Source organism: Mesorhizobium sp. M1169, from assembly GCF_040318345.1.
Taxonomy (GTDB): domain Bacteria; phylum Pseudomonadota; class Alphaproteobacteria; order Rhizobiales; family Rhizobiaceae; genus Mesorhizobium.
On sequence record NZ_JAMYME010000002.1, the window covers coordinates 273,856 to 298,666 of the forward strand.

Here is a 24,811-nt window from a genome sequence, read left to right on the forward strand (position 1 = left end):
AACTGATCATCTGCAGGATCAGGATCAGCAAAAGGACGCCGAAGACAGTCGCAACCACCGCTGCCAGCAGGACGGTGCGTTGTTTCTTACCCATGGCTTTCCCCCCGACAGCATAGTCCCCGTCCACGACTGCGAATATCAGTCCCGCCCCACTGCTCGGCCACCTCCCAACTCCTCAAGACCCGCCTGCGGCTGGGGCGGAGGAGTAATGACGACTGGTTCACGTGCGAAATGAACCGCTTACCAAGGTGCTCGCTAACGGGCACGGCCGCATCATTCATCCGACCCATGTCACGGCCGAATCACCACCTTGCATTTCGGGCTTAACCATTCAGCCGCTAAGCGTGCCCCACCCCAGCTACTTTACCCATGGCAAGCATGATCGAAGTTCGGCTAGCCTTGTCGACGTGAAGCCGCTTCCTTGAACCAAAGCGCGGTGAACTGCGCGGAGGGTACGATGAGCTATCTGGACGAGCTGTTCTCAGTCGCCCGCAAGACAGCGCTGGTCACCGGCGCCGCGACCGGCATCGGCCGCATGGCGGCGACCGCTCTGGTCATGGCTGGCGCCTCGGTGATGATTGCCTCGCGCAAGGGCGAGGACTGCGCCAAGGTTGCCGGCGAGTTGAACGGACTTGGCGCATCCGGCCGGGCGGAAGGTTTTGCCGGCGACGTCTCCAGCGAGGCCGGCATTGCGGCGCTTGTGGCCGAGGTCAGGGCGCGGACCGAGCGGCTGCATATCCTGGTCAACAATGCCGGCATCTCCTGGGGCGCGCCGCTGGAAAGCTTTCCCTACCATGCCTGGGCCAAGGTGTTCGGCGTCAACGTCACCGCGGTCTTCCACCTGACGCGCGAATTGCTGCCTCTGCTCGAGGCCGCCGCCAGCGATGCCGACCCGGCCCGGGTGATCAACCTCGGATCGGTGATGGGCACGCAGCCTTTGGCCGAAGATGCCTACTCCTACTCGGCCTCGAAGGCCGCGGTTCACCACCTGACGCGCATCCTGGCGATCGAGTTCGCCGCCCGCCGCATCACCGTCAACGCCTTTGCGCCTGGCCCTTTCCGGAGCCGGATGACGGCCTTCGCCACCGGCACCGAGGACCAGGCAAGACATATCGGCAACCACGTTCCGATCGGCCGCATCGGCGCACCGGATGACATTGCCGGCGCAACGCTCTATTTGTGCAGCCGGGCCGGCAGCTATGTCACCGGCGCCATCCTGCCGATCGATGGCGGGCAGTCGGTGCAACACGGGCTGACATTGTTCAAGGAATGAGACGCACGCCATCCGGCGAGTGAAATGCCGGGGGTGAAGATGGAGGACATCAGCGTGGAACCGATCAGTCTCGATGTGCTTCTGGCCAACGTCGGCAAGGAAGTCGGCGTGTCGCCATGGCGGGTCGTCACCCAGCGCATGATCGACCAGTTCGCCGATGCCACCGACGACCATCAGTTCATCCATTGCGATCCGGAACGTGCCAGCCGCGAAACGCCGTTCGGCGGCACCATCGCGCATGGCTTCCTGTCGCTTTCGCTGTTGTCGGCGATGACCTTCGAAACCATGCCGCCGCTGGAAAACAGCAAAATGGGCGTCAATCACGGCTTCGATTCGCTGCGCTTCCTGGCGCCGGTGAAGACCGGCTCGCGCATCCGCACCCGTTTCGTGCTGGCCGACGTCAAGGTCAGGCCGTCCGGGTGGGTGCAGACGGCGCACGACGTGACGATCGAGATCGAGGGCTCGAAAAAACCGGCGCTGACCGCGCGCTGGCTGACGCTGACGCTGATCGAACGCCAGCCGGAAGCGGTCTGACTCTCGTCGGGCGGAGAAGCCCAAATCTATCTGTGCCGAATCTATTTGGCTTCGGCCGCGACGTACTTCATGTGACGGCTGACCTGCAGCGCAATGTAGACGACCAGTGAACAACCGATTGGGAACACGATCTCGTTGAGGCCGGTTGCGATCGCCTGTGGCATTGCGAGAGCAGCGTCGTTCGCCGCGGCCGTCTCGATGGTCAGCACCGTGATGCCGCCGCCGAATACCGCGCCTATCAGGGCGCCTGCCAGCGCGAAATGGAGCGGACGCGGTTCTTCCTTCGATGCCAGCGACGCCAGTGCCCAGCCGAGCAGCCCGTATTCGATAGCCCGCAGCACACCGAGCGTCGTGAGCGACAGGATGGCCGGCTTTGCCGCCGCGTCCAGCGCGCTGACCATAACCTTTTGCGTCCCTTTGGCGATGCCCATCGCCAGTGGCGCCGAAATCGCACCGATCAGGCCACCGAGCGAGGCTCGCACCTTGGTGAGCGCCGTGCCGAGGCTGACGCCCGCGCAGACGAAGAACGACCAGGTCACGCCTTGCGCCAGTTCGATCAGAACCTGCGTCGTCGCCGGGTAGGCACCTGCCGCAAATCTGACGGTCAGAATGAGAGCTTCCATGGCGAAGCCGAGCGCGATCGCCAGCCATGCGACCATGACGACGCGCCTGAGCGCCATCCTGGCGCGATGAGAAAGCGGGTCCACGTCCGGCACGCCGGACAAAAGCTCAGTTCCGGTCATAACGGCCTCCCGAAACGAATTTTTGCAGAGCCGCGAATTAGTCTTTGTCTGTAACAGTCCGATGTTGCCGGCTTTATTGCCTGGTTACATCGTTTTGTGAGGTCAAGCCTCTGCTTCACACCGCCCTTGCCCGACGCCGTACAGCGTATATATGCTGCATCCAGCATCAGTCATAAGGCAGTAGAAAGTTGCAGCTAAGCGTCCAGGAGCGCCGCGAAAAACAAAAGGCCGAACTGCGTTCCGAACTTGTCGACGCCGCGCACAAGCTTGTCCAGGAAGAAGGCTATGACGGCCTCACCATCCGCAAGCTCGCCAAGCGCGTCGGCTATGCGCCGATGTCGGTCTATTCCTATTTCGCCGACAAGCAGGACATCCTGTTCGCGCTGGCCGAGGATGCCTTCGAGACCCTGGCCAGGCGCATCGCAAATCATACGGCCGACGACCCGATCGAGGCGCTCAAGGCGGTGCTTGTCGAATACGCCGCCTTCGGGCTGGAAAATCCCAACGAGTACCGCACCGTCTTCATGACCGAAAAAGTCAAGCCGCCGACCGGCAAGACCTTTGCCGAGATGGAAGGCGGCAACCCGGCGATGAAAGTGCTGATCGAGAGGGTCGAAGCCTGCGTTGCCGCCGGCAGGCTCAAAGGCGATCCACGCGCCATCGCCACCATGCTGTGGGCGGTCGGCCACGGCGCCATCTCGCTGCTGATCACCTTCCCGTTCTACCCGTTCGGCGACCAGACGACGTTCATCACACGGATCGGCGACATCATGCTCGAAGCCATCGCCGCGCACGAGATTGCCCCGCTCACGCCGCCCGTCAACTGCTGAAGAGCGGCGCTCCTCCCGATCTGCAGGATCTTCTCCGAACGATCCGCGCCACAGCGCCGAGCGTTCGGCAATTCTCCGTACGCGTACGATTCTGCTTGAACATCGGGAGTCCAGGGCGTATCTGTACGCAATACCGTACAAGTACGAGAAATTCAATAGCTGAACCGGAGACCGACGATGAAGAAGGCAATCCTCACGCTCGCCGCCCTGCTGGCGCTCTCTAGCGCCGCATTTGCCGGCAGCAGTCAGACAGGCAAGCAAGAAGCGGCCTGCATCGACACCAAGGCTGATGTGAAGCTCGATTGCGCGCCGACCGGATCGCTTGAAAAGGCGGACGCCGCGGCCCACAAGGCCGGCAGCAAGGGCCCGAGGCTCGGCATCGGCATCGACCCGTGGATCGTGCCAAGCAGCTTCTGAGCCGACGGGCGACAACACGCGGTGATGAACCGAAAGGGCAGCAGCAATTACCGGCCGCCCATCGTGCTGCCTCAGCCCTGCTTTTTGTCACCCCGCGCAGATCACTTCTTGCGCTTCTGTCCCACCACGCTTTTGGGCTTGCCGGGTCTTGCCGGTGCGCCGGGAATGGCCGTTCCGGTGATCGATACCGGATCGCTGGCCGGGAATGTATCCTCGAGGCCTTCCTCGAGTTCCTCTTCGATATCCGTCCCAGTGCGCTGCTCGTCTTCGAAAGAGCGCACGGCCGGCGTCTTGACCGGCGACTTCGGCGCGGAGTTCGGCGGCATTTGCGTTCTCCCTCGGCTCGCTGTCGCAGAACGGGCGGGCGCGGCGAACATGCCTATGCTGCCGCGTCGCGCGCCGCCTCCGACAGAAAAGCAAAGACATAATCGGAAAAGGAACGCCAGCATTCGACGCGGAACGCGTCGGCCGCCGTGCGCAACAGCACGATTTCGACCTTGCCGAGAATGGTACGCGACGCCGCCCCGACCGGAAAGACGTCGAGCGACAGATCCTGCGGGCAGCCGGCATTGATCGTCGCCGCGGCAGCCGGACCGGTAACCGATATGGCGACGTTGCGGTGCGAGATGCCGACCGCCGAATGCAGTACGGAAATGCTGGCGCAGTCGGCGAGCGGATCTTTTCCGCTCTCGTCGATGACCAGCCATTCGTCCGGCCCGAGCCACAAGGCCGTGCGTCCGGCCTTTGCCGCCGAGGTTTTCGGCCTTTGCGGCAGGACGACGCCGAGCGCTTTCGAAAGTGCCGCAATCGAGGCTTCCGGCGCGCGCAGCGATATGCGCTCGGCCGGCGGCAGCACGGCAAGTGTAACGCCGGCGGCGGAAAGCGACTGGCCGGCGAGAGCTGGACGGCGTTCGACTGAGGGTCCGGCGGCGTCGGTTTTCAAAGCGGCTTTAGCCATTGAGGCGCTCCCCCTTCTCGTCGAAGAACACCATGCCGGTGACCTCCACCTCGATCATCCCGTCCGGCATCGGCACATAGAGCGTCTCGCCCGTGCGATCGCGGCCGCCGGCGACCAGCCCCAGCGCGATCGAGCGGCCGCAATTTTGCGACCAATAGCTCGAGGTGACATGGCCAATCATCTTCATCGGGATTGCCTGCTTCGGGTCCGCGACGATCTGCGCGCCCTCCTCCAGCACCACCTTGGGATCCCTGGTCTTCAGGCCGACAAGCTGCTTGCGGCCCTTGGCGACCAGGTCCGGCCGCGCCATGCCGCGAATGCCGACGAAATCGGTCTTCTTCTTGCCGACGGCCCAGTCGAGCCCGGCATCGTTCGGCGTCACCGTCCCGTCGGTATCCTGGCCGACGATGATGTAGCCCTTTTCGGCGCGCAGCACATGCATCGACTCGGTGCCGTAGGCACAGGCTCCGTGCTTCTGGCCCTCGGCCCATAGCGCTTCCCAGACCGCCTCGCCATAATCGGCCGGCACGTTGACCTCGAAGCCGCGCTCACCGCTGAACGACATGCGAAACAGCCTTGTCGGCACGCCGCAGATCCTGCCTTCGCGCACCGACATATGCGGCAGCGCCTCATCCGACATGTCGATGCCCTCGACCAGCGGCGCAATGATGTCGCGAGACTTCGGTCCCTGCACGGCAATCACCGCCCACTGCTCGGTGATCGAGGTCAGCCAGACGTTGAGATGCGGGAACTCGGTCTGGAGATAGTCTTCCATATGGTTCATGACCCGCGGCGCGCCGCCGGTCGTCGTCGTCACATGGAAACGGTCGGGTGCAAGCCTGCCGACGACACCGTCGTCATAGATGAAGCCGTCCTCGCGCAGCATGATGCCGTACCGGCAGCGGCCGGGCTCGAGCTTCTCCCATGGATTGGTGTAGAGCAGTTCCATGAATTTGGCCGCATCCGGCCCGACCACCTCGATCTTGCCCAGCGTCGAGGCGTCAAACAGGCCGGCCGTCTTGCGCACCGTCACGCATTCGCGGTCGACGGCGGCATGTATGTCCTCGCCCGGCTTCGGGAAATACCAGGCGCGCTTCCACTGGCCGACATCCTCGAATACAGCGCCCTGGCGCTCGGTCCAGGGATGGATCGCCGTCTTGCGGGTCGGGTCGAACAGGGGACCCCGCGCGTGGCCGACGATCGAGCCGAATGTCACCGGCGTATAGGGCGCGCGGAACGTCGTCAGCCCGACCTGCGGGATCGGCTTGCCCAACGTCTCGGCGGCAATCGCCAGGCCGTGCATGTTGGAGGTCTTGCCCTGGTCGGTCGCCATGCCATTGGTGGTGAAGCGCTTGACGTGCTCGATCGAGCGCATGCCCTCGTGCACTGCCTGGCGGATGTCCTTGGCGGTGACGTCGTTCTGGAAGTCGACAAACGCCTTGACCGTCGTATCCGATCCGGCACCGGGTGCTGCACCCAGCATGCCGCGCGACCAGCTCTCGCCGGCGTCGACCTTCGGCTTGGAGCCCTTGGCCGGCCTGCTGCCGGCGTCCTTGGCCGCCTTGGCGCCCGCTGCATAGGCCTCGTCGATCGTCGCCGACAGCCCGTCGGTACCGTTGCAGGCGCCGACCGAGACGCAGTCCTGCGCATAAATTCCGGGCACGAAGCGCTTGGTCTCGTCATTGAAGGCGACCTTGCCGCGCGATTGCGAGAACAGATGCACCGATGGCGTCCAGCCGGCCGACATCAGAATCGCGTCAACCGGGATGGTGCGCTCGCCGCCGCCATTCTTCGGCTGCACGGTCATCGACGACACCCGCAATTTGCCGCCGGCGCGGATCACCGCGCGGCCGAAATTGACCTCGATGCCGAGCGCCCTCGCCTCGTCGATCGCCGGCCCGGTCGGGTTGTCGCGCAGGTCGACGATCGCCGCTATGTTGATGCCGGCCTTTTTCAGGTCGATCGCCGCCGCATAGGCGGAATCGTTCGCCGTATAGACGCCGATATTCCTGCCGACGGCGACGCCGTAATGGTTGAGATAGGTGCGCGCCGCCGACGCCAGCATGATGCCCGGCCGGTCGTTGTCGGCAAACACCATGTGGCGCTCGATGGCGCCGGTCGCCAGCACCACGCGTTTGGCGCGAACCTGCCACAGCCGCTCGCGCGGCAGGTCGCGGCCGGGGTTCTGCAGATGGTCGCTGACGCGCTCGACCAGCCCGACGAAATTCTGCGCGTAATAGCCGAAGGCCGTGGTACGCGGCAGCACGCGGACATTGTCCATCGCGCTCAACTTGGCGAGAGCCGATTGCGCCCAGGAAAAGCCGTCCTGGCCTTCGATCTTCGCGCCGCTCTCGAAGCGCAGGCTGCCGCCGAATTCCGCCTGCTCGTCGGCAAGGATAACGCGCGCGCCGGTCTCGGCCGCGGCCAATGCTGCGGCGATGCCCGCGGCACCGCCGCCAAGCACCAGCACCTCGCAATGGGCGAAGCGCGCCGAATAGTGGTCGGGATCCGGCTGGTCAGGAGCGACGCCGAGACCGGCGGCGGCGCGGATCTTGGGTTCGTAGAGGTTTTTCCACGCGGCCTTCGGCCACATGAAGGTCTTGTAATAGAAGCCGGCCGAAAGCATCGGCGAGGCAATGCTGCTGACGGCACCGACGTCGAAAGCGAGCGACGGCCAGCGGTTCTGCGACTGTGCGGTCAATCCGTCATAGAGCTCCTGCACCGTGGCACGCACGTTCGGCGTCTTGCGTGCCGCGTCGCGCTTGATCTCGACCAGCGCGTTCGGCTCTTCGGCGCCGGCCGACAGAAAACCGCGCGGCCGGTGGTACTTGAACGAGCGGCCGACGAGATGGACGCCGTTTGCAAGCAGCGCCGAGGCCAACGTATCGCCCTCAATGCCGGTATAGGGGCGGCCGTCGAAGCTGAAGCCAGCTATCTTTGCCTGTTTGAGCCGCCCGGCGCCGGCAATGCGGAACGTGGCGCTCATTTGGCGGCTCCCGGCAGCTTTACGGGCTTCGGTTCGCCGGCCTTGTAGGTCATCAGGAACCTGTCGCTGACGGTGTCGCGCACGGCATTGAAGAACCGCGCGCAGCCATGCATGTGCCGCCAGCGCTCATAGATGATCCCCTTGGGATTGGAACGGATGAAAAAGAACTTTTCAAAATCGTCGTCGCTCTCGCTGGCGATGTTTGGGGAACGCGCGATATGCGCCTCGCCGGCGTTGCGGAATTCGAGCTCCGGACGCTCTTCCTCGCAGTAGGGGCAGCGGATGAGAAGCATCAATCGACTTTCTTGGATTTGGTCGACCCATCATGTGCAGAGCCGTCATGTCTGCCACGATTGGTCACAACATTTTCTTCGGCAGGGCGGTCTTCGACGAGCAATCCTACCGCGCGCAAATTCACTTTGGCTCGATCGACATCAGCTTGCGTTCGTGGTCCAGAGAAGGTTCTTGGGGAACCGATATTCAGAAACGCGTTTTTGAGTATTTTCGGTATGGCAAACGCCCACACGCAGAAAAAAGTAAGTACGCCCACAACTACAAACATGGCCAACATGACGGGATCGACCCCGTTAGCCTCATACCCGACTATTCGAACCAAAATCTCCCTGACCACCAACAGCATAAAGAGCACCGTGACGCCCACGAGGGCCAAGCCGAAAAGCATGGTGTGAGTCTTGCGCGTCATTTCGGCTTCAGTGCGCCACCGCTGCCGCCGCCGCCTCGTCGATGAGGCGGCCGGTGCGGAAGCGCTCGATGGTGAAGGGCGCGTTGATCGGGTGCGGATCGTCTCTGGCGATCGTATGGGCAAAGACATGGCCCGAACCCGGCGTCGCCTTGAAGCCGCCTGTGCCCCAGCCGCAATTGACATAGAGGCCGGGCACCGGCGTCTTGGCCAGGATCGGCGAACGGTCCGGCGTCACATCGACGATGCCGCCCCATGAGCGCAGCATCTTCATGCGCGTGAAGATCGGGAACATCTCGCAGATGGCGTCCAGCGTATGCTGCAAAATGTGCAGCCCGCCGGTCTGCGAATAGGAGACATATTGGTCGGTGCCGGCGCCGATGACCAGTTCGCCCTTGTCGGACTGCGAGATATAGGCATGCACGGTGTTCGACATCACCACGCAAGGCACCACCGGCTTGACCGGCTCCGACACCAGCGCCTGCAGCGGATAGCTTTCCAGCGGCATGCGCACGCCAGCCATGTTCATGATCACCGATGAGTGCCCGGCGGCAACCACGCCGACCTTCCTGGCACCGATGAAGCCGCGCGTCGTCTCGACACCGGTGACCGCGCCGTTCGGCGCCCGTTTGACGCCGGTGACCTCGCAATTCTGGATGATGTGGACGCCGCGCGCCGAGGCGCCGCGCGCATAGCCCCAGGCGACGGCATCGTGCCGCGCCGTGCCGCCGCGGCGCTGCAGGGAGGCGCCCATCACCGGATAGCGCGCATTGCGCGAAATGTTGAGCGGCGGGCAGAATTCCTTGGCCTGCTCCGGCGTCAGCCATTCATTGTCGATGCCGTTCAGCCGGTTGGCATGGACGTGCCGCTTCAGGACCTGGATGTCATGGATGTTATGGGCGAGCATCATGACGCCGCGCGGCGAATACATGACGTTGTAGTTGAGCTCCTGGCTGAGCCCGTCCCACAGCTTCAGCGCATGGTCGTAGATGCCGGCGCTTTCGTCATAGAGATAATTGGAACGGATGATGGTGGTGTTGCGGCCGGTATTGCCGCCGCCCAGCCAGCCTTTTTCCAATACCGCGACGTTGGTGATGCCGTGCACGGTGGCGAGATAATAGGCGGTGGCCAGGCCGTGGCCGCCGGCGCCGACGATGATGACGTCGTACTCCTTCTTCGGCTCCGGTGAGGACCATTGTTCCTCCCAGCCCTTGTGACCGCGCATGGCCTCGCGGGCGATGGCGAATACCGAGTATTTCTTCAACGTCGCAGGCCTCGCAAATGACGGCCGGGCATTCACTCGAACGCCGGCGCGCGAGCTGTATCACTAGCGAAACGGCGCTGCCAGCCTTGCACTGTTTGCGACGGCGCTTGCCGTTTTGCGCCGTGGTGAAAAAGCCGCATCCGGGCAGGTTGATGCAATTGCCTTCCACCGCTATCCGTCGCCTGACGATCGGAGGATTATGGCGGTGGCTAACGTCTGGTGGAACCTGACATTGCGCTTCTTGCTGGAGCTCGCCGCTTTGCTCGGCCTCGGCATGGCGGGCTGGAGCCTCTCAGCGGGCATGTGGAGTTGGATCCTTGCCGTGGCATTGCCGTTCGTTGCCGCCGCGCTCTGGGGAGTCTTCGCGGTGCCGAACGATCCGAGCCGCTCGGGGCGGGCGCCGGTTCCGGTGCCGGGCGGTTTGCGGCTGGTGCTCGAACTCGCCGTCCTGTTCGGCGGCGCTGCCGGATTCCACCTGGCCGGTTACACGACAGCCGGCATTGCCGTCGCCCTTCTGATCGCCGTCAGCTACGCATTTTCGCTCGATCGGCTCGGCTGGCTGCTCAGGCAATAGTCCAGGCCGACACCACCTCGCAGGTATCGGGTGGCTCGCGCCGCCCCGATTTGCGACCAAGCATCCCGATTGCCGGCCAGAGCCGGCGCGAAAAAAGGATGCAGAAAATGTTCGCACTCACCAACAAGGTCGCCATCGTCACGGGCGCCAGCTCCGGCATCGGCCGCGCCACGGCAAAGCTCTTTGCCGGGCAAGGCGCCAGGCTCGTCGTCGCCGCCCGCCGCCGGGCGGAACTCGATGCGCTGGTTGCCGAAATCGAAGACGCCGACGGCACCGCCATTGCGCTTGCCGGCGACGTCCGCGACGAAGCCTACGCGAAAGTCCTGGTCGACCTGGCGGTCGAGAAATTCGGCGGGCTCGACATCGCCTTCAACAATGCCGGCTCCGTCGGCAGGATGGGGCCGGTTTCTGAGCTGTCGCTGGAGGGCTGGCGCGAGACACTCGATACCAATCTGACCAGCGCCTTTCTCGGCGCGAAATACCAGGTGCCGGCGATGGTCGAACGCGGCGGCGGCTCGTTGATCTTCACCTCAACCTTCGTCGGCTACACGGTCGGCATGCCCGGCATGACCAGCTATGCCGCGAGCAAGGCCGGACTGATCGGATTGACGCAGGTGCTGGCCGCCGAATTTGGCGCCAAGGGGATTCGAGTCAACGCGCTGCTGCCGGGCGGCACCGACACGCCTTCGGCGACATTCAACACACCTGAATCGCGGGCGTTCGTCGAAAACCTGCATGCCTTGAAGCGTGTCGCCGAGCCAGAGGAGATCGCCCGCTCGGCGCTTTACCTGGCTTCCGATGCATCGAGCTTCACCACCGGCACGGCACTGTTCGCCGACGGCGGTGTCTCGATCACCCGCACGTAAAGCGTTTCGCGGTTGGCGTCGGCCCGCCAGCCGCAATGTCGGCCCGCCAGCCGCAATGCCGGAAAAACCGGTCTTGCTTTTCCCGGCGATTTGACGATTCCGTCTTCTCCTCGAAAACGGGTTGGAACATGCTGCTGATCAGGACCTATATCGCTGCAAGCGCAATCGAAGGCGTCGGCGTGTTCGCCGCCGAGCCGATCCGGAAAGGGGCGCAGATCTGGCGGCTCGATCCGGACTTCGACCGGCTGATCCCGATGGAAAGATACGAGACGGCGCCGCCGCACCTCAAGGAATTGCTCGACAGATATGCCTATCCCAGTCCGGACCGGCCGGGCTTCATGGTCTATGAGGTCGACAATGGCCGCTTCATGAACCACGCCGACAAGCCGAACACCGACTTTTCGCAATATGGCGGGGCCACCGCGACCCGCGACATCGCCGCCGGCGAGGAAATAACCTGCGACTACGGCGAGTTCTTCGAGGGTTTCGAGCAGCTCCACCTGGCCACGGCGTAGCGGCGCCTATCTGGCCCAAGGCGAATTTTGTTCTTGCTTTGTGCCGGCAGCTATGCTACTAATCTTGAGATGGTGCTGATTCACACCAAGGACCCGTCCCCGAGGCGGGTTTTTCGTTTCGGGATCGGCACCGCCTCTCAATCGGCTGTGGACAGAGCCCCTTGATTCTGCTATCAGCCGCCCCAATTCGTGGTGTAACGCGCCGCGGAGGCTTGCGGCTACGGCCGCTTGCCTGTTGATTTCAAACCCGAAAGACAGGATTGCACGTGCAGGTACTCGTCCGCGACAACAATGTTGATCAGGCGCTTCGCGCGCTCAAGAAAAAGATGCAGCGCGAAGGCATCTTCCGCGAAATGAAGATGCGCGGACATTACGAAAAGCCCTCCGAGAAGCGCGCCCGTGAAAAGGCGGAAGCCGTGCGCCGTGCCCGCAAGCTGGCCCGCAAGCGCGCCCAGCGCGAAGGCCTGCTGCCGATGACGCCGCGTCCGGTCGCGGCCGGTGCTGCCGGTGCCGGTGCTCCGCGTCCGCCGCGGTTCTGACGTCAATTTTTCGTCCTTTTCCAAGGATATCCAAGGTGGCGCGATGCGGAATCGCCGCCACCTTTTTGTTGTGAGTTCGACCCGGTCCGAGAGGACCGGTTGGGGGAGATGCCGGTTCGGAGGGGGAACGGACCAGACGGCGCAGTAAGGACAGGGCAGACATGGACGCAATCACCGTAGAGCGCAGAACCGCGTGGCGCGGCCTCGCCCTGACGGCAGCCCTGCTTTCCGGGATGGCGCTTGCCAGCTGCCAGAGTGTTCCGACCGGCGAGTTCAACAACATCGACAAGGCGCAAGGCTCGAGCGAGAACATCTCCTCGCTGTCGGCGGTGATCCAGCGCAACCCCCAGGATCCGGAAGCCTACAATGTGCGCGGCTCGGCCTATGGCCGCGGCGGCCAGTACCAGGCGGCGCTGAAGGACTTCAACACCGCCATCCAGCTCAATCCGAATTTTTACCAGGCCTATTCGAACCGTGCGCTCATCCAGCGCTTCCTCGGCGATCAGGCGAGCGCGCTCGCCGACTACAATCGCTCGATCCAGATCAATTCCAACTATGACGCCGCCTATATCGGCCGCGGCAATCTCTACCGCAGGGCGGGCCGGGTCCAGGAAGCCTTCAACGATTTCCAGAAAGCCATCCAGCTCGACACGACCGATGCGCGCGCCTATCACAATCGCGGCCTGATCTACCAGAGTCAGGGCCAGCACGCCTTTGCCATCGAGGATTTCTCGACCGCCATTTCGTTGGCGCCGGACGCCTCCGAGCCTTACAACGGGCGCGGCCTCTCCTACCTTGCCATGAACGACGAGGACAATGCCTTCGCCGACTTCAACATGGCGATCAAGCTCGACGGCAAGAATGCTGAGGCCTGGTCCAACCAGGCGTTGATCTACGAGCGGCGCGGCGACAAGGTCAGGGCCGCGAAATCCTACCGCGAGGCCGTGCACCTCAATCCGACCTACCAGCCGGCCAAGGACGGCCTGGCCCGCACCAGTGCCGGCTGAGCGGCCGGTTAATCGGGCCTCCGTTTCCGCACTCCGACAACCCTGCGTTTAGCTTCGCCTTGCTGGCGCCAAGTTTTCGGCGGAACGCTCGGCGTGCTCAGCCGTTTGTACAAGGCAATTTCGAAAGGACCCTGCCATGATCAAGAAACTCGCTTGTGCCGCTGTTCTCGCCACGACCGTCGTTGCCGCTCCCGCCAGCGCCAGCAAACTCCAGCTCGGCGTGCTCGACTGCACCATCGACGGGGGCACGGCCTATCTCGTCACTTCCAACAAGGGTGTTTCCTGTGTCTTTCGTCCGCATCGTGGCGGCCCCTCTGAAGTCTATACCGGTGTGATTTCCAAGCTCGGCGTCGATGTCGGCCGGACGCATCAGGGCCAGCTGGTATGGGCGGTTCTGGCGGCGACCCGCAACCACGATGAAGGCGACCTTGCCGGCAGCTACTATGGCGTGAACGCCGAGGCCAGCGTGGTCACCGGTGGCGGCGCCAATCTCCTGGTCGGCGGCCTCGACAGCGCCTTTTCGCTGCAGCCGCTCAGTGTCCAGGCACAGACCGGCGTCAACTTGGCGGTCGCCGTCACCTCGCTCGACCTGATCCACTCGTTCAAATAACGGCGCAGCATGGCTCCCGAGCGGCGGGGAGCGTAGGTGTCGGCCTGCGAATGGCTGCCGAAGGCTCATAGATTCCGGCAGGCCCACTCCGCAGAGGACGGGCCGCCCTGATGTTCAAAGTTGCGGCGCTCGAAGATCACGGCATGGCAACTGTGTTCATGCCGTTACCGTGACCGAAGATTGCGGCGATCCAATATTGCTTGTCTTCGGTCTGACCAGAATCTCAACGCCTCGTGATCGTCCCCCACCGCACAATTTTGAAATCCGCCACGTCAACGGCGATCAAGACCGCTTGATCTCAACTACGGTTGAGGTTCTAGAAGTCCTCCCATACTGCGGCATGTACTCATTTGGACGTGAAGAACGCTCCAATACTTCAGACCAGCAAAGCCTGGGGGACCGGATGACCAAGACAAGCACAAACAGGGTCGACTGGCGCGCGCTGTGGGCGAGCGGCGACCTGGCGCGCTTCTGCTTCATCAGCCTCGGCATCCTGCTGCACGCCACCAACGAAACCATGGTGGCAACGGTCATGCCGGCCATGGTCGGCGAACTCGCCGGCGTGCAACTGGTCGGCTGGTCGCTGGCGATCTACGAGCTCGGCGCCATCGTTGCCGGTGCGGCCGCCGGACGGCTGGTGAGCTATGTCGCGCTGCGTACCAACATGATGGTCGCCGCAATGCTCTATGCCGCCGGCGCGCTGGTCTGCGCCACCGCGCCTTCGATGCCGCTGTTCCTCTGCGGCCGCCTGATCGAGGGGCTCGGTGGCGGCGCGCTGGTGTCGCTGGCCTTCGTCTCGGTCGAGCGGCTGTTTGCCCGCGCGATCTGGCCGCAGCTTTTCGGCGTCATGTCGGCGATCTGGGGCGTCGCCGCCTTCAGCGGCCCCGTGCTCGGCGCGGTCATGACCGAATTGCTGTCCTGGCGCTGGGCCTTCGGCGTCTTCACCCTCGGCGGCACGGCGATGGCGCTGGCAAGCTTCATCGTGCTCGACACACCGGAAGCAACAAGGCCGCAGGCGACGGGCGGCTCGGCGCCGCCCTTTCCCTTTGCGGCACTTGGCTGCCTCGCCGTCAGCGTCGTGCTGATTGCCACCGCCGGCGTCGACATCGCCCTGCTGCGCTCGTCGCTGCTGCTCACCCTCGGCCTGGTCGGCCTGGCGCTGTTTATCTACATCGACGCACTGAAGCCGCGCTCGCGCCTGTTCCCGTCGCGGCTGTTCTCATGGCGCTCGCCGGTTGGCGCGGGCATGACCATGGTCGCCGCGTTCTCGGTGGCGACCTGCTCCTTTACCGTCTACGGTCCGCTGCTTCTGACCAGCCTGCACGGCATTCCGATCCTGACCACCGGCTACATCATCGCCGCCGAATCGATCGCCTGGTCGATCCTGTCGATCCTCGTCGCCAATGCGCCGCCGGAACGCGAGCGGCTGATCATCGTCGGCGGGGCGCTGATGATCGCCACGGGCGTCGCCGGTTTCGCCTATACGGTGCCGGCCGGCTCTATCCCGTTGATCCTGCTTTGTGCCTTGCTGCAAGGCGGCGGTTTCGGCATCGCCTGGCCGTTCGTCACGCGTGTCATCGTGGCATCGGCCAAGGAAGGCGAGCAGACGATCGCCTCGGCCGCTGTGCCGACCATGCAGCGCATCGGTTATGCCGTTGGTGCGGCACTGACCGGCATCGTCGCCAACGCCAGCGGCTTTTCCGAAGGCCTGAACCGTGAGGCCGCGGCAAGTGTCGCCGCCTGGCTGTTCCTGGCGTTTATCCCGCTCGGAATCCTGGGATGCCTTGCCGCCTTGCGGATTTCGGGGGCGATCGACACGAAGCCGGCGAAGCTGTCAATCTCCGTGGGGGAGATTGACTAGACAACGACCGTCTTCATCCGGTCGGCGATCAGCGCCGCGAGCCGCGTCGCCACCTCGTCCTTGCTCATCTCCGGCCATTCCTCGACGCCGGCCTTCGAGACGATCCGCACCTTGTTGCGGTCGCCGCCCATCACGCCCGGGGAACCATCTTCATGGGAGACATCATTGGCAACGATAAGATCGGCGCCCTTTTTTGCAAGCTTGGCCTGGGCATTCCTGACCAGGTCCTGCGTCTCGGCGGCGAAACCGACCACCAGCATCGGCCGCTTTTTGTGATGCCCGACACCGGCGAGAATATCGGGATTTTCCACCATCTGCAGCGCCGGTGGCCCCTCGCCCGCCACCTTCTTGATCTTTTCCCCGGCCGAACTTTGAGTGCGCCAGTCGGCGACAGCCGCGACGAACACTGCCGCGTCGGCCGGCAGCAGCTGCTCGACGGCGTCCTTCATCTCGACGGCCGTTTCGACGTGCAGCGTGGCGACGCCGGCCGGATCGGCAATGCCGACCGGGCCGGAGACGAGACGCACGTCGGCACCGAGCCTGGCCAGCGCCGCCGCAATGGCGTGGCCCTGCTTGCCCGACGACCGGTTGGCGATGTAGCGGACCGGGTCGATCGGTTCATGCGTCGGCCCGGAGGTGACAATGATCTTCCTGCCCGCCAGCGGCTTTGGCCGGCTGTCGAGCAGCGCCTCGATCGCGGCGACGATCTCCAGCGGCTCGGCCATGCGGCCCTCGCCCACCTCGTTGCTCTCGGCCATCTCGCCCTTCGCCGGGCCGACGAATGCGACGCCGTCCTTGCTCAGCGTCGCGCGGTTGCGGCGGGCCGCCGGATGCGCCCACATTTTCGGGTTCATCGCCGGCGCCATCAAAACTCGCTTGTCGGTGGCGATGAGCACGGTCGAGGCAAGGTCGTTGGCATGGCCATTGGCGAGCTTTGCCATCAGGTCGGCGGTGGCCGGCGCCACGACCAAAAGGTCGGCCTCGCGCGACAGCCTGATATGGCCGATGTCGTGCTCGTCCTGCCGGTCGAACAATTCGGTGAAAACATGGTCGGCCGACAGCGCCCCGACCGACAGCGTAGTGACGAACTCCTGCGCCGCCGCGGTCATCACCACCCGCACTGCCGCGCCGCGCTCGCGCAGCCGGCGGATCAGGTCGAGCGCCTTGTAGGCGGCGATGCCGCCGCCGATGATCAGCAGGATGCGCTTGCCGGAGAGGATGCCTCGCGGGCTGGAGACGGCGACCACCGGCGCTGCTGGACTCTGCGAACTCGTCAGTTCGCGCAGTGTTTTCTCGATCTGGTCGATGCGACCGGCCGAACCGAACTGACCTTCGACCGCTGCGCGGATCATCACCCGCGCCTGGTCTTCCATCGACCGGCCATTCTCCGCCGCCAGTCGGCGCAGCAGGTCCTTGACCTCGTCATCAAGGTTGCGGATCGTGATGCTGGCCATCTGATTGCACCTTGCCCGGATTTGCTGAGTGCAATGATAGCAATGCAATCACTTTGCAACAAGCGCTAGAAAATACGCCAGGCGATATACACGAGCGTCAATGCGATCACCCACAGCGCCAGCCGGCCGGAGCGGGTGTAGCGCGCCTCGGCCTTGCCGATCGCGCGTGCGGTCCTTTCGTCGAAGCGCAGGCCGTGTTCGGCCATCAGGTCGATCTCACGCGACAGCCGCTCGGTGCGGGCGGCGAGGTCCGGTGCCTGGCGGGCCAGCGCCAGCAGCGCGTTGGCACCGTCGCGCGCATCGGCCAGCAGGGCGCGCGGGCCGAGGTTGCGGGCAATCCAGCCGCTCACCACCGGCTCCGACGTCTTCCACATGTTGAAGGCCGGGTCGAGCGTGCGGGCGACGCCTTCGACGACGACCATGGTCTTCTGCAGCAGCACCAGCTCGGACCGCGTCGCCATGTCGAAGAGGTCGGTCACTTCGAACAGCAGCGTCAGCAGCTTGGCCATCGAGATGGTCTCGGCAGGCTGGCCGTGGATCGGTTCGCCGATCGCCCGGATCGCCTGGGCGAAGGCCGCGACATTGTGCTGGCGCGGCACGTAGCCGGCCTCGAAATGCACCTCGGCGACGCGCTGGTAATCGCGCGTGATGAACCCGTAGAGGATTTCGGCGAGGAAGCGGCGCTCCTTTTTGCCGAGCCGGCCGGCAATGCCGAGATCGACGGCGACGATGGTGCCATCGGCTTCTATAAACAGGTTGCCCGGGTGCATGTCGGCGTGGAAGAAACCGTCACGCAGCGTATGGCGCAGAAACGACTGAACGAGGTTGGCGGCAATCGCCTTCAGGTCGTGGCCGGCGGCGGTCAGGCCGGCAATATCGTTCATCTTGATGCCGTCGACCCATTCCATGGTCAGCACGTCACGACCGGTGCGCTCCCAGTCGACCGACGGCACACGGAAGCCGGGATCGTCCTTGGTATTCTCGCCGAGCTCCGAAAAAGCCGCTGCCTCCAGCCTCAAATCCATTTCGATCTTGGTAGTCTGGGCCAGCGTCTCCGTCACCTCGACCGGCCGCAGCCGGCGCGACGACGGGATGTACTTTTCCTGCAGCCGGGCGGCGAGGAAATAGCTTTCGAGATCGCGAAAGAAGCGGCGGCGCACGCCCGGCCGGATGACCTTCACCGCCACTCGCCTAACGACGCCGTCCTGCAGCGTTTCGGCGGTATGGACCTGGGCGATCGAGGCGGCGGCGACGGCCTCGCCAAAACTGACATAGAGCTCGTCGACCCTGCGTCCGAGCGAGGCCTCTATCGCGGCGACAGCCTCGGCCTTGGGAAACGTCTGCATCTTGTCCTGCAGCATGGCAAGATCAAGCGCGATATCGTTGCCGACGACATCCGGCCGTGTCGCCAGGAACTGGCCGAGCTTGACGTAGGACGGGCCGAGCCGCACGACCGCCTTGGCCAGCCTGTCGCCGCGCTCATAGGCAAGCGCCCGACGGCGGGTGAACAGCCGGGCCATGCGCCAGCCGAATTTCGGCAAGCCGAAGAGCTCGTCACCGGGCAAAGCCGCGATGACACCCTCGCGCACAAGCACCCAGCCGGCCCGCACGAGCCTGAAACCAGCGCCGATGCTGCTCATGGCTGGCTTTGCCCTGCCGGTTTCCTGAACTGGCGCAAGGCACGTCGGAAAATGCGGGCCAGCCTCAAAGCTTCCAGCCCGAATGAAGCGCGGCGATGCCGCCGGAATAATTGCGGAACGAGGCGCGCTCGAAGCCTGCGCGCGAAATCATCGCCGCGAAATTCTGCTGATTGGGAAACTTGCGGATCGATTCGACCAGATAGGAATAGGGCTCGTCATCGCCGGTCACCACCTTGCCGATCCGCGGAATGGCGTTGAACGACCATGCTTCATAGACCTTGTCGAGCAGCGGCATCTCGACCTCGGAGAATTCAAGGCAGAGAAAGCGCCCGCCAGGCTTCAGCACGCGATAGGCTTCGGCAAGCGCCACATCGATGCGCGGCACGTTGCGGATGCCGAAAGCGATGGTGTAGGCGTCGAAAGTAGCGTCGGCAAAAGGCAGTTCCTCGGCATTGGCTTCGACGAAATCGGTATTTGCCGACAGGCCTTTTTTCTCGGCCCGGTCGCGGCCGACGGCGAGCATCGAGCCATTGATATCGAGAACCGTTGCATGAGCGTGCCTGCCGCTCGCCTCGACGATGCGGAAGGCGACGTCGCCGGTGCCGCCGGCAACGTCGAGAACGCTCCAGCCCGGCCGCTTCGGTGGATTGAGCCAGGCGACCATGGCGTCCTTCCACAACCGATGCAAGCCGGCCGACATCAGGTCGTTCATCAGGTCGTAGCGGTTCGCCACCTTGTGGAAAACATCATTGACCAGGGACTGCTTGTCGCCTGGCCCTACCCGCTTGAAACCATAGGAGGTTTCCATGCCGCCCGCAGCAGTGGTTCTTTCAACCGACATCGTTTTGATCCGCCATAAAATCGGCGGGACCATAGCCGATCGATGGTGCGGGCGCTATTGTTTAAGGCGCGGTGTTCGGCCGCGCTTCGAAGCAGGTTCCGGAAAAGTGTCACACGGTTTTCCGACAGGAACTTGCGTCATAAGAAAAAGCCTGACGGGATAATTGAATGCCTTTGAAAGCAGAACTGCACTGCCACATCGAAGGGGCAGCGGCGCCTGAACTCGTCCTCCGCCAAGCTGAGAAATACGGCAAGGATGCCTCGCCCTACATCCAGGACGGCTCCTTCGTCTGGCGCGACTTCACCTCTTTCCTCGCCGCCTACGACTTCTCGTCGGACCTGTTCCGCACCGAAGAAGACTATGCGCGGCTGGCCGATCATTACCTGACCAGCCTCGCCCGCGACGGCGCCATCTATTCCGAGGTTTTCACCTCGCCCGACCATGCCAGCAAGGCCGGGCTGTCGCCGAAGGCCTATACCGACGCGCTCGGCGAAGGCATGGCCCGCGCCAAGGCGAAGACCGGCATCGAAGGCCGCATGATCGTCACCGGCGTGCGCAATTTCGGTGTCGAATCGATCGAGCGGGCGGCGCGTTTCGCCGCGCGCTGCGGGCATCCGCTGGTCACCGGTTTCGGCGTCGCCGGCGACGAGCGGATAGGCGACCTGGAAGATTATGTCAGGGCCTTCGAGATCGCCCGCGAGGCCGGCCTCGGCATCACCGTCCATGCCGGCGAATTGATGGGCTGGGAGAGCGTCGAGGCGGCACTTGATCACATCCGCCCGTCTCGCATCGGCCATGGCGTGCGCGCCATCGAGAACCCCGAGCTTGTGCGGCGCATCGCCGACGAAGGCGTCGTGCTCGAATGCTGCCCTGGCTCCAACATCGCCCTGAAAATCTTCGACAGCTTCGCCGACCATCCCTTCCCCGCCTTGCGGGCAGCGGGCTGCAAGGTGACGCTCAACTCCGATGACCCGCCCTACTTCTGGACCTCGCTGAAACGCGAATACGACATCGCTGCCGAGCATTTTGCGATGGACGACAAGGCGCTCACCGCCGTCACCAGGATGGCCATCGAGGCAGCCTTCGTCGACAGGAAGACCAGGGCGGTGCTGCTGGGCAGGCTCGGCGCCAAGGGCAGGTGAATGGTGAATGGTTCACCCGGCGCTTCGGTCCGTCAGCCGCGAGTTTTTCCGCGCAACCAAGGACTCGCAAACCAGTTCACTATTCACTATTCACCATTCACCATTCACTTGCGCAGTTGGAGAACACCATGAAGGGCGTCACCGTCGTCGACCATCCGCTTGTCCAGCACAAGCTGACCATCATGCGCAAGAAGGAAACCTCGACGGCCGGCTTCCGGCGGCTGCTGCGCGAGATCTCGCTGCTGCTCGGCTACGAGGTCACCCGCAACCTGGAACTGACGACGACGACCATCGAGACGCCGATCGAAACGATGGAGGCGCCGACGCTGGAGGGCAAGAAACTGGTCTTCGCCTCGGTGCTGCGCGCCGGCAACGGCTTGCTCGAAGGCCTGCTCGATCTGGTGCCGGCGGCGCGTGTCGCCCATATCGGCCTCTATCGCGACCATGAGACGCTGGAAGCGGTCGAGTATTTCTTCAAGGCGCCGGGCGACCTCGCCGACCGACTGGTGATCGTCGTCGACCCGATGCTGGCGACCGCCAATTCGGCGATCGCGGCGATCGACAAGCTGAAAGGCCGCGGTGCCACCAACATCCGCTTCCTCTGCCTGCTGGCGGCACCAGAGGGCCTCGAGCGTTTTACCCAGGCGCATCCCGATGTTCCGGTCTTCACCGCTTCCATCGACCGCCAACTCAACGAAAAGGGCTACATCATGCCGGGTCTCGGCGATGCCGGCGACCGCATGTACGGCACCAAATAGATCCGTTTACCGATTGTTTACGCAAACGGCTGGTTTCCGCACTCGTTAAAGCGGCAATCACCATGTCGGACTAAGGATCGGCAACCACAAAGGCCGGTCCATGCTGCGCAAGCTCCTCATCCTTGGCGTGTTTGCCGGAACGTCGGCATCGCTGCCGATCGTGTATCAGTCCAATTCACAGGTAATCGAGCGGCTGTTGAAATCCGCCATCGGAGCCAGGCCGGCCGACACTCAAACCAACCTGAATCTCGCCGCCGTCCCGGACAGGCCGGCAACGCCGCAGCCGCTCGGCCGCAAGGTCGTCGTCACCGCGGACGCGCGCGGGCATTTCATGTCGGTCTTCAAGTTGAACGGTCGCCAGGTCGACGGCATGATCGACACCGGTGCGACGCTCGTCGCCATCAACACCTCGACCGCGCGCAGGATCGGCATCTCGCTCAATTCGACGGACTTCAGCCATCAGGTCAACACCGCCAATGGTGCGATCAAGGCCGCCGTGGTGACGATTGATCGCCTGCAGATCGGCAAGATCACCGTCGAGGGCGTCGAGGCCGTCGTGCTCGACGACAGGGCGCTGCACACCAACCTGATCGGCATGAGCTTTCTGCAGCGGCTCGAAAAATACCAGGTCGAAGGCGGCAAGCTGCTGCTGGTTCAGTAGAACGTGATCCCGAACCGCAGGTCCGCGCCTGCGAAAAGTTGGGGACCAGTCTTCGGACAAGATCGTGGTCCAAAGAAAGATAGAACCCATCCGATACCGTCGGAATGGCTCTACCCGCGGGGCAGGATCCGCCGGATGACGGTTTTCTCCGTGGCCGGTTTGGAAGTGCCGATGGTATACGCCGAAAGCACGGCGGCCGCGGCCGCTTCGGCATCCCCGGTATTGCGGGCATGGACCAGCGCCAGCGCTTCGCCGGCCCGCACTTCAGCGCCGACCGGCAACAGCCTGGTGATGCCAACGGCGTGATCGATCCTGTCGTCGGGCCGCGTCCGCCCGCCGCCAAGCCCGACCACGGCAAGCCCGATCTCGCGGGTCGCGATGCCGGTGACAAAGCCGTTCGCGCTCGCCTTGACCGCGAATTCCGTTGCCGCTTTCGGCAGATATTTTTCCGGATTGTCGACAAAGTCGACGGGACCACCCAGTGCCGCCACCGTGCGCGCGAAGATGGAAGCGGCGCGGCCGCCGGCCAGCGTCTCGGCGGCGCGGCGCAGGCCGTCCTGGTTGGACGACACCAGGCCTGCCGATTGCAGCATCTCGGCGGCCAGCGCCAGCGTCACGTCCTCCAGCCGCCGGTCGCGAAAGCGGCCGGTGAGAAAATCGACGGCGTTGTGCACCTCGACCGCATTGCCGGCGGCGGACGCCAGGGGCTCGTTCATGCCGGTGACCAGCGCCGAGGCCTTAAGGCCGGCGCCATTGGCGACGTCGACCAGGCTGTTGGCCAGTGCGGTTGCGTCGCGCGATTTCTCCATGAAGGCCCCGTTGCCGACCTTGACGTCAAGCACCAGCGAATTGAGGCCGGCGGCCAGTTTCTTCGACAGGATCGAAGCAGTGATCAGCGGCACCGATTCGACCGTTCCCGTCACATCGCGGATGGCGTAGAGCCTGGCGTCGGCGGGTGCGAGATCGGCGGTCTGGCCGATGATGGCGCAGCCGGTTTCGAGCACCGTCTTGCGGAAGCGCGCAACATCCGGCTGGCTGATATAGCCGGGGATGGCATCCATCTTGTCCAGCGTGCCGCCGGTATGGCCCAGACCCCTGCCGGAAATCATCGGCACATAGGCGCCGCAGGCAGCGACGATCGGCGCCAGCATCAAGGAGACATTGTCGCCGACGCCGCCGGTCGAATGCTTGTCGGTGACCGGACCGGGCAGATCCGACCAGTCGAGCACATCGCCGGAATCGCGCATCGCCATAGTCAGCGCCACCGCCTCGTCGCGGCTCATGCCGTTGAAGAACACCGCCATGGCAAAGGCGCCGACCTGCGCGTCGGTGACTGTGCCGGCGGTCAGACCCTCGATGAAGAACGCTGTCTCCTCAGCCGAGAGCTTCTGGCCGTCGCGCTTGCGGCGGATGATTTCCTGGGGAAGCATCAGGCGTCGACCCTGTGCTCCGGAAGCCCGTCCTGAAAAACACGCTGCAGAATGGTCGCCAGCCGCGCGCCGCCGACCGGTGCCATGTCCTTGGTCTCCTGGTGCGACAGCTCGGCTCCGGTCATGCCGGCGGCAAGGTTGGTCACGACCGAACACGCGGCGACGCGCAGCCCGAGGAAGCGGGCGAGAATGACCTCCGGCACCGTCGACATGCCGACGGCGTTGGCGCCCATGACGCGCGCCATGCGGATCTCGGCGGGCGTCTCGAAGCATGGGCCGGAGAACCACATATAGACGCCCTTGTGCAGCTTGGTACCGGTGGCCTTCGCCGCCTGCTCGATGGCGGAGCGGAGACCGGCGTCGTAGGCTTCGGTCAGGCCGACGAAACGGCGGTCGCTCGGTTCGCCGATCAGCGGGTTGGAGCCCGAGAAATTGATGTGATCGGTGATCAGCATCACCGAGCCCGGGCCCATCCCGGGATCGACCGAACCGGCGGCGTTGGTGAGGATCAGCCTGGAGATGCCGAGGCCGGCGAGCACCTCGAGTGCCGGCCGCATCGCCGCCGCGTTGCCGTGCTCGTAATAATGCGCCCGGCCGGACAGCATCAGCACCGGCGTGCCGGCAAAGAGCCCCGCCACCACCTCGCCGGCATGGCCGCTGACTCCGCTTCGGGGAAACCCCGGCAAGTCGGCGTAGGAGATTCGCACCGCATCCTCGACTTGGTCGACAAGCCCGCCAAGCCCTGACCCCAGCACCAAGGCGGTAGTCGGCGCCAGCCCGTCCAGCCTTTCGACGAGGTGATCGAGCGCTTCCTTCATTTCAGCACATCGCCTTCAAACCCGTATGGCAGCAACTCGCCCATGGTCACGGTCTCAACCACGCCGCTATCATCGCAGAGATAGAACTTCGTCTCCGGCCGGCAGAATTCCGCCAGCCGCTGCCGGCAGCCGCCGCAGGGCGAGCATTTTGCCACGCGTTCGGCGATCACGGCGATTTCCGTGATCTTGCCGCCGCCGCCCATGATGTAGTTGGCAAGTGCGGTGGTTTCGGCGCACCAGCCCTCCGGATAGGACGCGATCTCGACATTGGCGCCGGCAAAGACACGGCCGTCCTCGGTGCGCAACGCCGCGCCGACCGGAAATTTCGAATAGGGCGCATAGGCCTTGGCCATGGCGGCTTTCGCCGCTTCGAACAGATCATGAGCCATG

The 24,811-nt window shown here is 64.1% G+C and carries 27 protein-coding genes; 14 read left to right on the forward strand and 13 right to left on the reverse strand.

The genetic code is table 11. The annotated features are described in order from the left end of the window. Positions 1–457 precede the first annotated feature (457 nt). Together NKH41_RS03095 and NKH41_RS03100 are read left to right on the forward strand one after the other, a co-directional pair. Entirely contained in the window at positions 458–1,273 is an 816-nt protein-coding gene (locus NKH41_RS03095) for an SDR family oxidoreductase (RefSeq protein WP_352767091.1), read from the forward strand. 39 nt (positions 1,274–1,312) lie between these two features. Next, a complete protein-coding gene (locus NKH41_RS03100) occupies positions 1,313–1,807 on the forward strand; it encodes a MaoC family dehydratase (protein WP_031211357.1) in 495 nt (164 codons plus the stop codon). 41 nt (positions 1,808–1,848) lie between these two features. Here the strand turns inward: NKH41_RS03100 and NKH41_RS03105 are convergent, their stop codons facing one another. After that, a complete protein-coding gene (locus tag NKH41_RS03105; protein WP_352767089.1) occupies positions 1,849–2,550 on the reverse strand; it encodes a hypothetical protein in 702 nt (233 codons plus the stop codon). A 188-nt stretch (positions 2,551–2,738) separates the two neighbouring features. On the opposite strand from NKH41_RS03105, the gene NKH41_RS03110 reads away from it, so the two are divergent. Together NKH41_RS03110 and NKH41_RS03115 are read left to right on the forward strand one after the other, a co-directional pair. Then, positions 2,739–3,380 carry a TetR/AcrR family transcriptional regulator gene (locus tag NKH41_RS03110; RefSeq protein WP_352469491.1) on the forward strand — a complete coding sequence of 214 codons (642 nt, stop codon included), beginning with the start codon at positions 2,739–2,741 and terminating at the stop codon, positions 3,378–3,380. Between the two features lie 177 nt (positions 3,381–3,557). Further along, positions 3,558–3,797, forward strand: coding sequence for a DUF680 domain-containing protein (locus NKH41_RS03115; protein WP_352469490.1), 240 nt, complete (start codon positions 3,558–3,560; stop codon positions 3,795–3,797). A gap of 101 nt (positions 3,798–3,898) precedes the next feature. On the opposite strand, the gene NKH41_RS03120 is transcribed toward NKH41_RS03115, so the two are convergent. From NKH41_RS03120 to NKH41_RS03145, 6 genes are read right to left on the reverse strand one after another with little or no spacing between them, the layout of a single operon-like run. Continuing rightward, complete coding sequence (locus NKH41_RS03120; protein WP_023675341.1) at positions 3,899–4,123, reverse strand: hypothetical protein; 225 nt, start codon at positions 4,121–4,123, stop codon at positions 3,899–3,901. Positions 4,124–4,176: 53 nt separating this feature from the next. Further along, entirely contained in the window at positions 4,177–4,755 is a 579-nt protein-coding gene (locus NKH41_RS03125) for a sarcosine oxidase subunit gamma (RefSeq protein ID WP_352767087.1), read from the reverse strand. Next, positions 4,748–7,741, reverse strand: coding sequence for a sarcosine oxidase subunit alpha (locus tag NKH41_RS03130; RefSeq protein ID WP_352767085.1), 2,994 nt, complete (start codon positions 7,739–7,741; stop codon positions 4,748–4,750). The genes NKH41_RS03125 and NKH41_RS03130 overlap by 8 nt, the downstream gene beginning before the upstream one ends. Beyond that, positions 7,738–8,034, reverse strand: a complete 297-nt coding sequence (locus tag NKH41_RS03135) for a sarcosine oxidase subunit delta (protein ID WP_023675338.1) — start codon at positions 8,032–8,034, stop codon at positions 7,738–7,740. Before NKH41_RS03135 ends, NKH41_RS03130 begins: the two co-directional genes overlap by 4 nt. Continuing rightward, positions 8,034–8,444, reverse strand: coding sequence for a hypothetical protein (locus NKH41_RS03140; RefSeq protein WP_352469486.1), 411 nt, complete (start codon positions 8,442–8,444; stop codon positions 8,034–8,036). The genes NKH41_RS03135 and NKH41_RS03140 overlap by 1 nt, the downstream gene beginning before the upstream one ends. Before the next feature lie 7 nt (positions 8,445–8,451). Beyond that, a complete protein-coding gene (locus tag NKH41_RS03145; RefSeq protein WP_352469485.1) occupies positions 8,452–9,705 on the reverse strand; it encodes a sarcosine oxidase subunit beta in 1,254 nt (417 codons plus the stop codon). 199 nt (positions 9,706–9,904) lie between these two features. On the opposite strand from NKH41_RS03145, the gene NKH41_RS03150 reads away from it, so the two are divergent. The 7 genes from NKH41_RS03150 (at position 9,905) to NKH41_RS03180 (ending at position 15,677) form a co-directional block, all read left to right on the forward strand. After that, positions 9,905–10,279: a YrdB family protein gene (locus tag NKH41_RS03150; protein ID WP_352777097.1), complete on the forward strand. Its 375-nt coding sequence runs from the start codon at positions 9,905–9,907 to the stop codon at positions 10,277–10,279. Between the two features lie 107 nt (positions 10,280–10,386). Next, positions 10,387–11,145, forward strand: coding sequence for an SDR family oxidoreductase (locus tag NKH41_RS03155; protein WP_352767083.1), 759 nt, complete (start codon positions 10,387–10,389; stop codon positions 11,143–11,145). Between the two features lie 128 nt (positions 11,146–11,273). Then, the gene (locus NKH41_RS03160; protein WP_352454023.1) at positions 11,274–11,660 is read left to right on the forward strand and encodes an SET domain-containing protein; all 387 of its coding nucleotides are present in this window, start codon (positions 11,274–11,276) and stop codon (positions 11,658–11,660) included. A gap of 266 nt (positions 11,661–11,926) precedes the next feature. Then, complete coding sequence (rpsU, locus tag NKH41_RS03165; protein WP_023675331.1) at positions 11,927–12,199, forward strand: 30S ribosomal protein S21; 273 nt, start codon at positions 11,927–11,929, stop codon at positions 12,197–12,199. A 161-nt stretch (positions 12,200–12,360) separates the two neighbouring features. Further along, positions 12,361–13,206 carry a tetratricopeptide repeat protein gene (locus NKH41_RS03170; RefSeq protein ID WP_352469482.1) on the forward strand — a complete coding sequence of 282 codons (846 nt, stop codon included), beginning with the start codon at positions 12,361–12,363 and terminating at the stop codon, positions 13,204–13,206. Positions 13,207–13,342: 136 nt separating this feature from the next. Further along, a complete protein-coding gene (locus tag NKH41_RS03175; RefSeq protein ID WP_352469481.1) occupies positions 13,343–13,816 on the forward strand; it encodes a DUF992 domain-containing protein in 474 nt (157 codons plus the stop codon). A 403-nt stretch (positions 13,817–14,219) separates the two neighbouring features. Continuing rightward, positions 14,220–15,677, forward strand: coding sequence for an MFS transporter (locus tag NKH41_RS03180; RefSeq protein ID WP_352767082.1), 1,458 nt, complete (start codon positions 14,220–14,222; stop codon positions 15,675–15,677). Here NKH41_RS03180 and coaBC read toward each other — a convergent pair. The 3 genes from coaBC to ubiE form a co-directional block, all read right to left on the reverse strand. After that, positions 15,674–17,131 (reverse strand): bifunctional phosphopantothenoylcysteine decarboxylase/phosphopantothenate--cysteine ligase CoaBC, encoded by a 1,458-nt coding sequence (gene coaBC, locus NKH41_RS03185; RefSeq protein WP_352767080.1) that lies wholly within the window; start codon positions 17,129–17,131, stop codon positions 15,674–15,676. The two genes, NKH41_RS03180 and coaBC, sit on opposite strands and share 4 nt — an antisense overlap. A gap of 65 nt (positions 17,132–17,196) precedes the next feature. Then, positions 17,197–18,771 carry a 2-polyprenylphenol 6-hydroxylase gene (gene ubiB / locus NKH41_RS03190; RefSeq protein WP_352539391.1) on the reverse strand — a complete coding sequence of 525 codons (1,575 nt, stop codon included), beginning with the start codon at positions 18,769–18,771 and terminating at the stop codon, positions 17,197–17,199. A gap of 64 nt (positions 18,772–18,835) precedes the next feature. Continuing rightward, entirely contained in the window at positions 18,836–19,612 is a 777-nt protein-coding gene (ubiE, locus tag NKH41_RS03195) for a bifunctional demethylmenaquinone methyltransferase/2-methoxy-6-polyprenyl-1,4-benzoquinol methylase UbiE (protein WP_352469477.1), read from the reverse strand. 167 nt (positions 19,613–19,779) lie between these two features. Between ubiE and NKH41_RS03200 the strand changes: the two genes are divergently transcribed. The 3 genes from NKH41_RS03200 (at position 19,780) to NKH41_RS03210 (ending at position 22,173) form a co-directional block, all read left to right on the forward strand. Then, positions 19,780–20,754: an adenosine deaminase gene (locus NKH41_RS03200; RefSeq protein WP_352767078.1), complete on the forward strand. Its 975-nt coding sequence runs from the start codon at positions 19,780–19,782 to the stop codon at positions 20,752–20,754. A gap of 128 nt (positions 20,755–20,882) precedes the next feature. Further along, a complete protein-coding gene (gene upp, locus NKH41_RS03205) occupies positions 20,883–21,512 on the forward strand; it encodes a uracil phosphoribosyltransferase (protein WP_023675320.1) in 630 nt (209 codons plus the stop codon). A gap of 100 nt (positions 21,513–21,612) precedes the next feature. Then, a complete protein-coding gene (locus NKH41_RS03210; protein WP_352767076.1) occupies positions 21,613–22,173 on the forward strand; it encodes a TIGR02281 family clan AA aspartic protease in 561 nt (186 codons plus the stop codon). A 110-nt stretch (positions 22,174–22,283) separates the two neighbouring features. Here NKH41_RS03210 and deoA read toward each other — a convergent pair whose 3' ends face one another. From deoA to cdd, 3 genes are read right to left on the reverse strand one after another with little or no spacing between them, the layout of a single operon-like run. Beyond that, positions 22,284–23,603 carry a thymidine phosphorylase gene (gene deoA / locus NKH41_RS03215; protein ID WP_352767074.1) on the reverse strand — a complete coding sequence of 440 codons (1,320 nt, stop codon included), beginning with the start codon at positions 23,601–23,603 and terminating at the stop codon, positions 22,284–22,286. After that, positions 23,603–24,421 (reverse strand): purine-nucleoside phosphorylase, encoded by an 819-nt coding sequence (locus NKH41_RS03220; RefSeq protein WP_352539395.1) that lies wholly within the window; start codon positions 24,419–24,421, stop codon positions 23,603–23,605. The genes deoA and NKH41_RS03220 overlap by 1 nt, the downstream gene beginning before the upstream one ends. Then, on the reverse strand, positions 24,418–24,810 hold the full coding sequence (cdd, locus tag NKH41_RS03225; RefSeq protein WP_292657331.1) for a cytidine deaminase: 393 nt from the start codon (positions 24,808–24,810) through the stop codon (positions 24,418–24,420). Before cdd ends, NKH41_RS03220 begins: the two co-directional genes overlap by 4 nt. Between the last annotated feature and the right edge of the window lies 1 nt (position 24,811).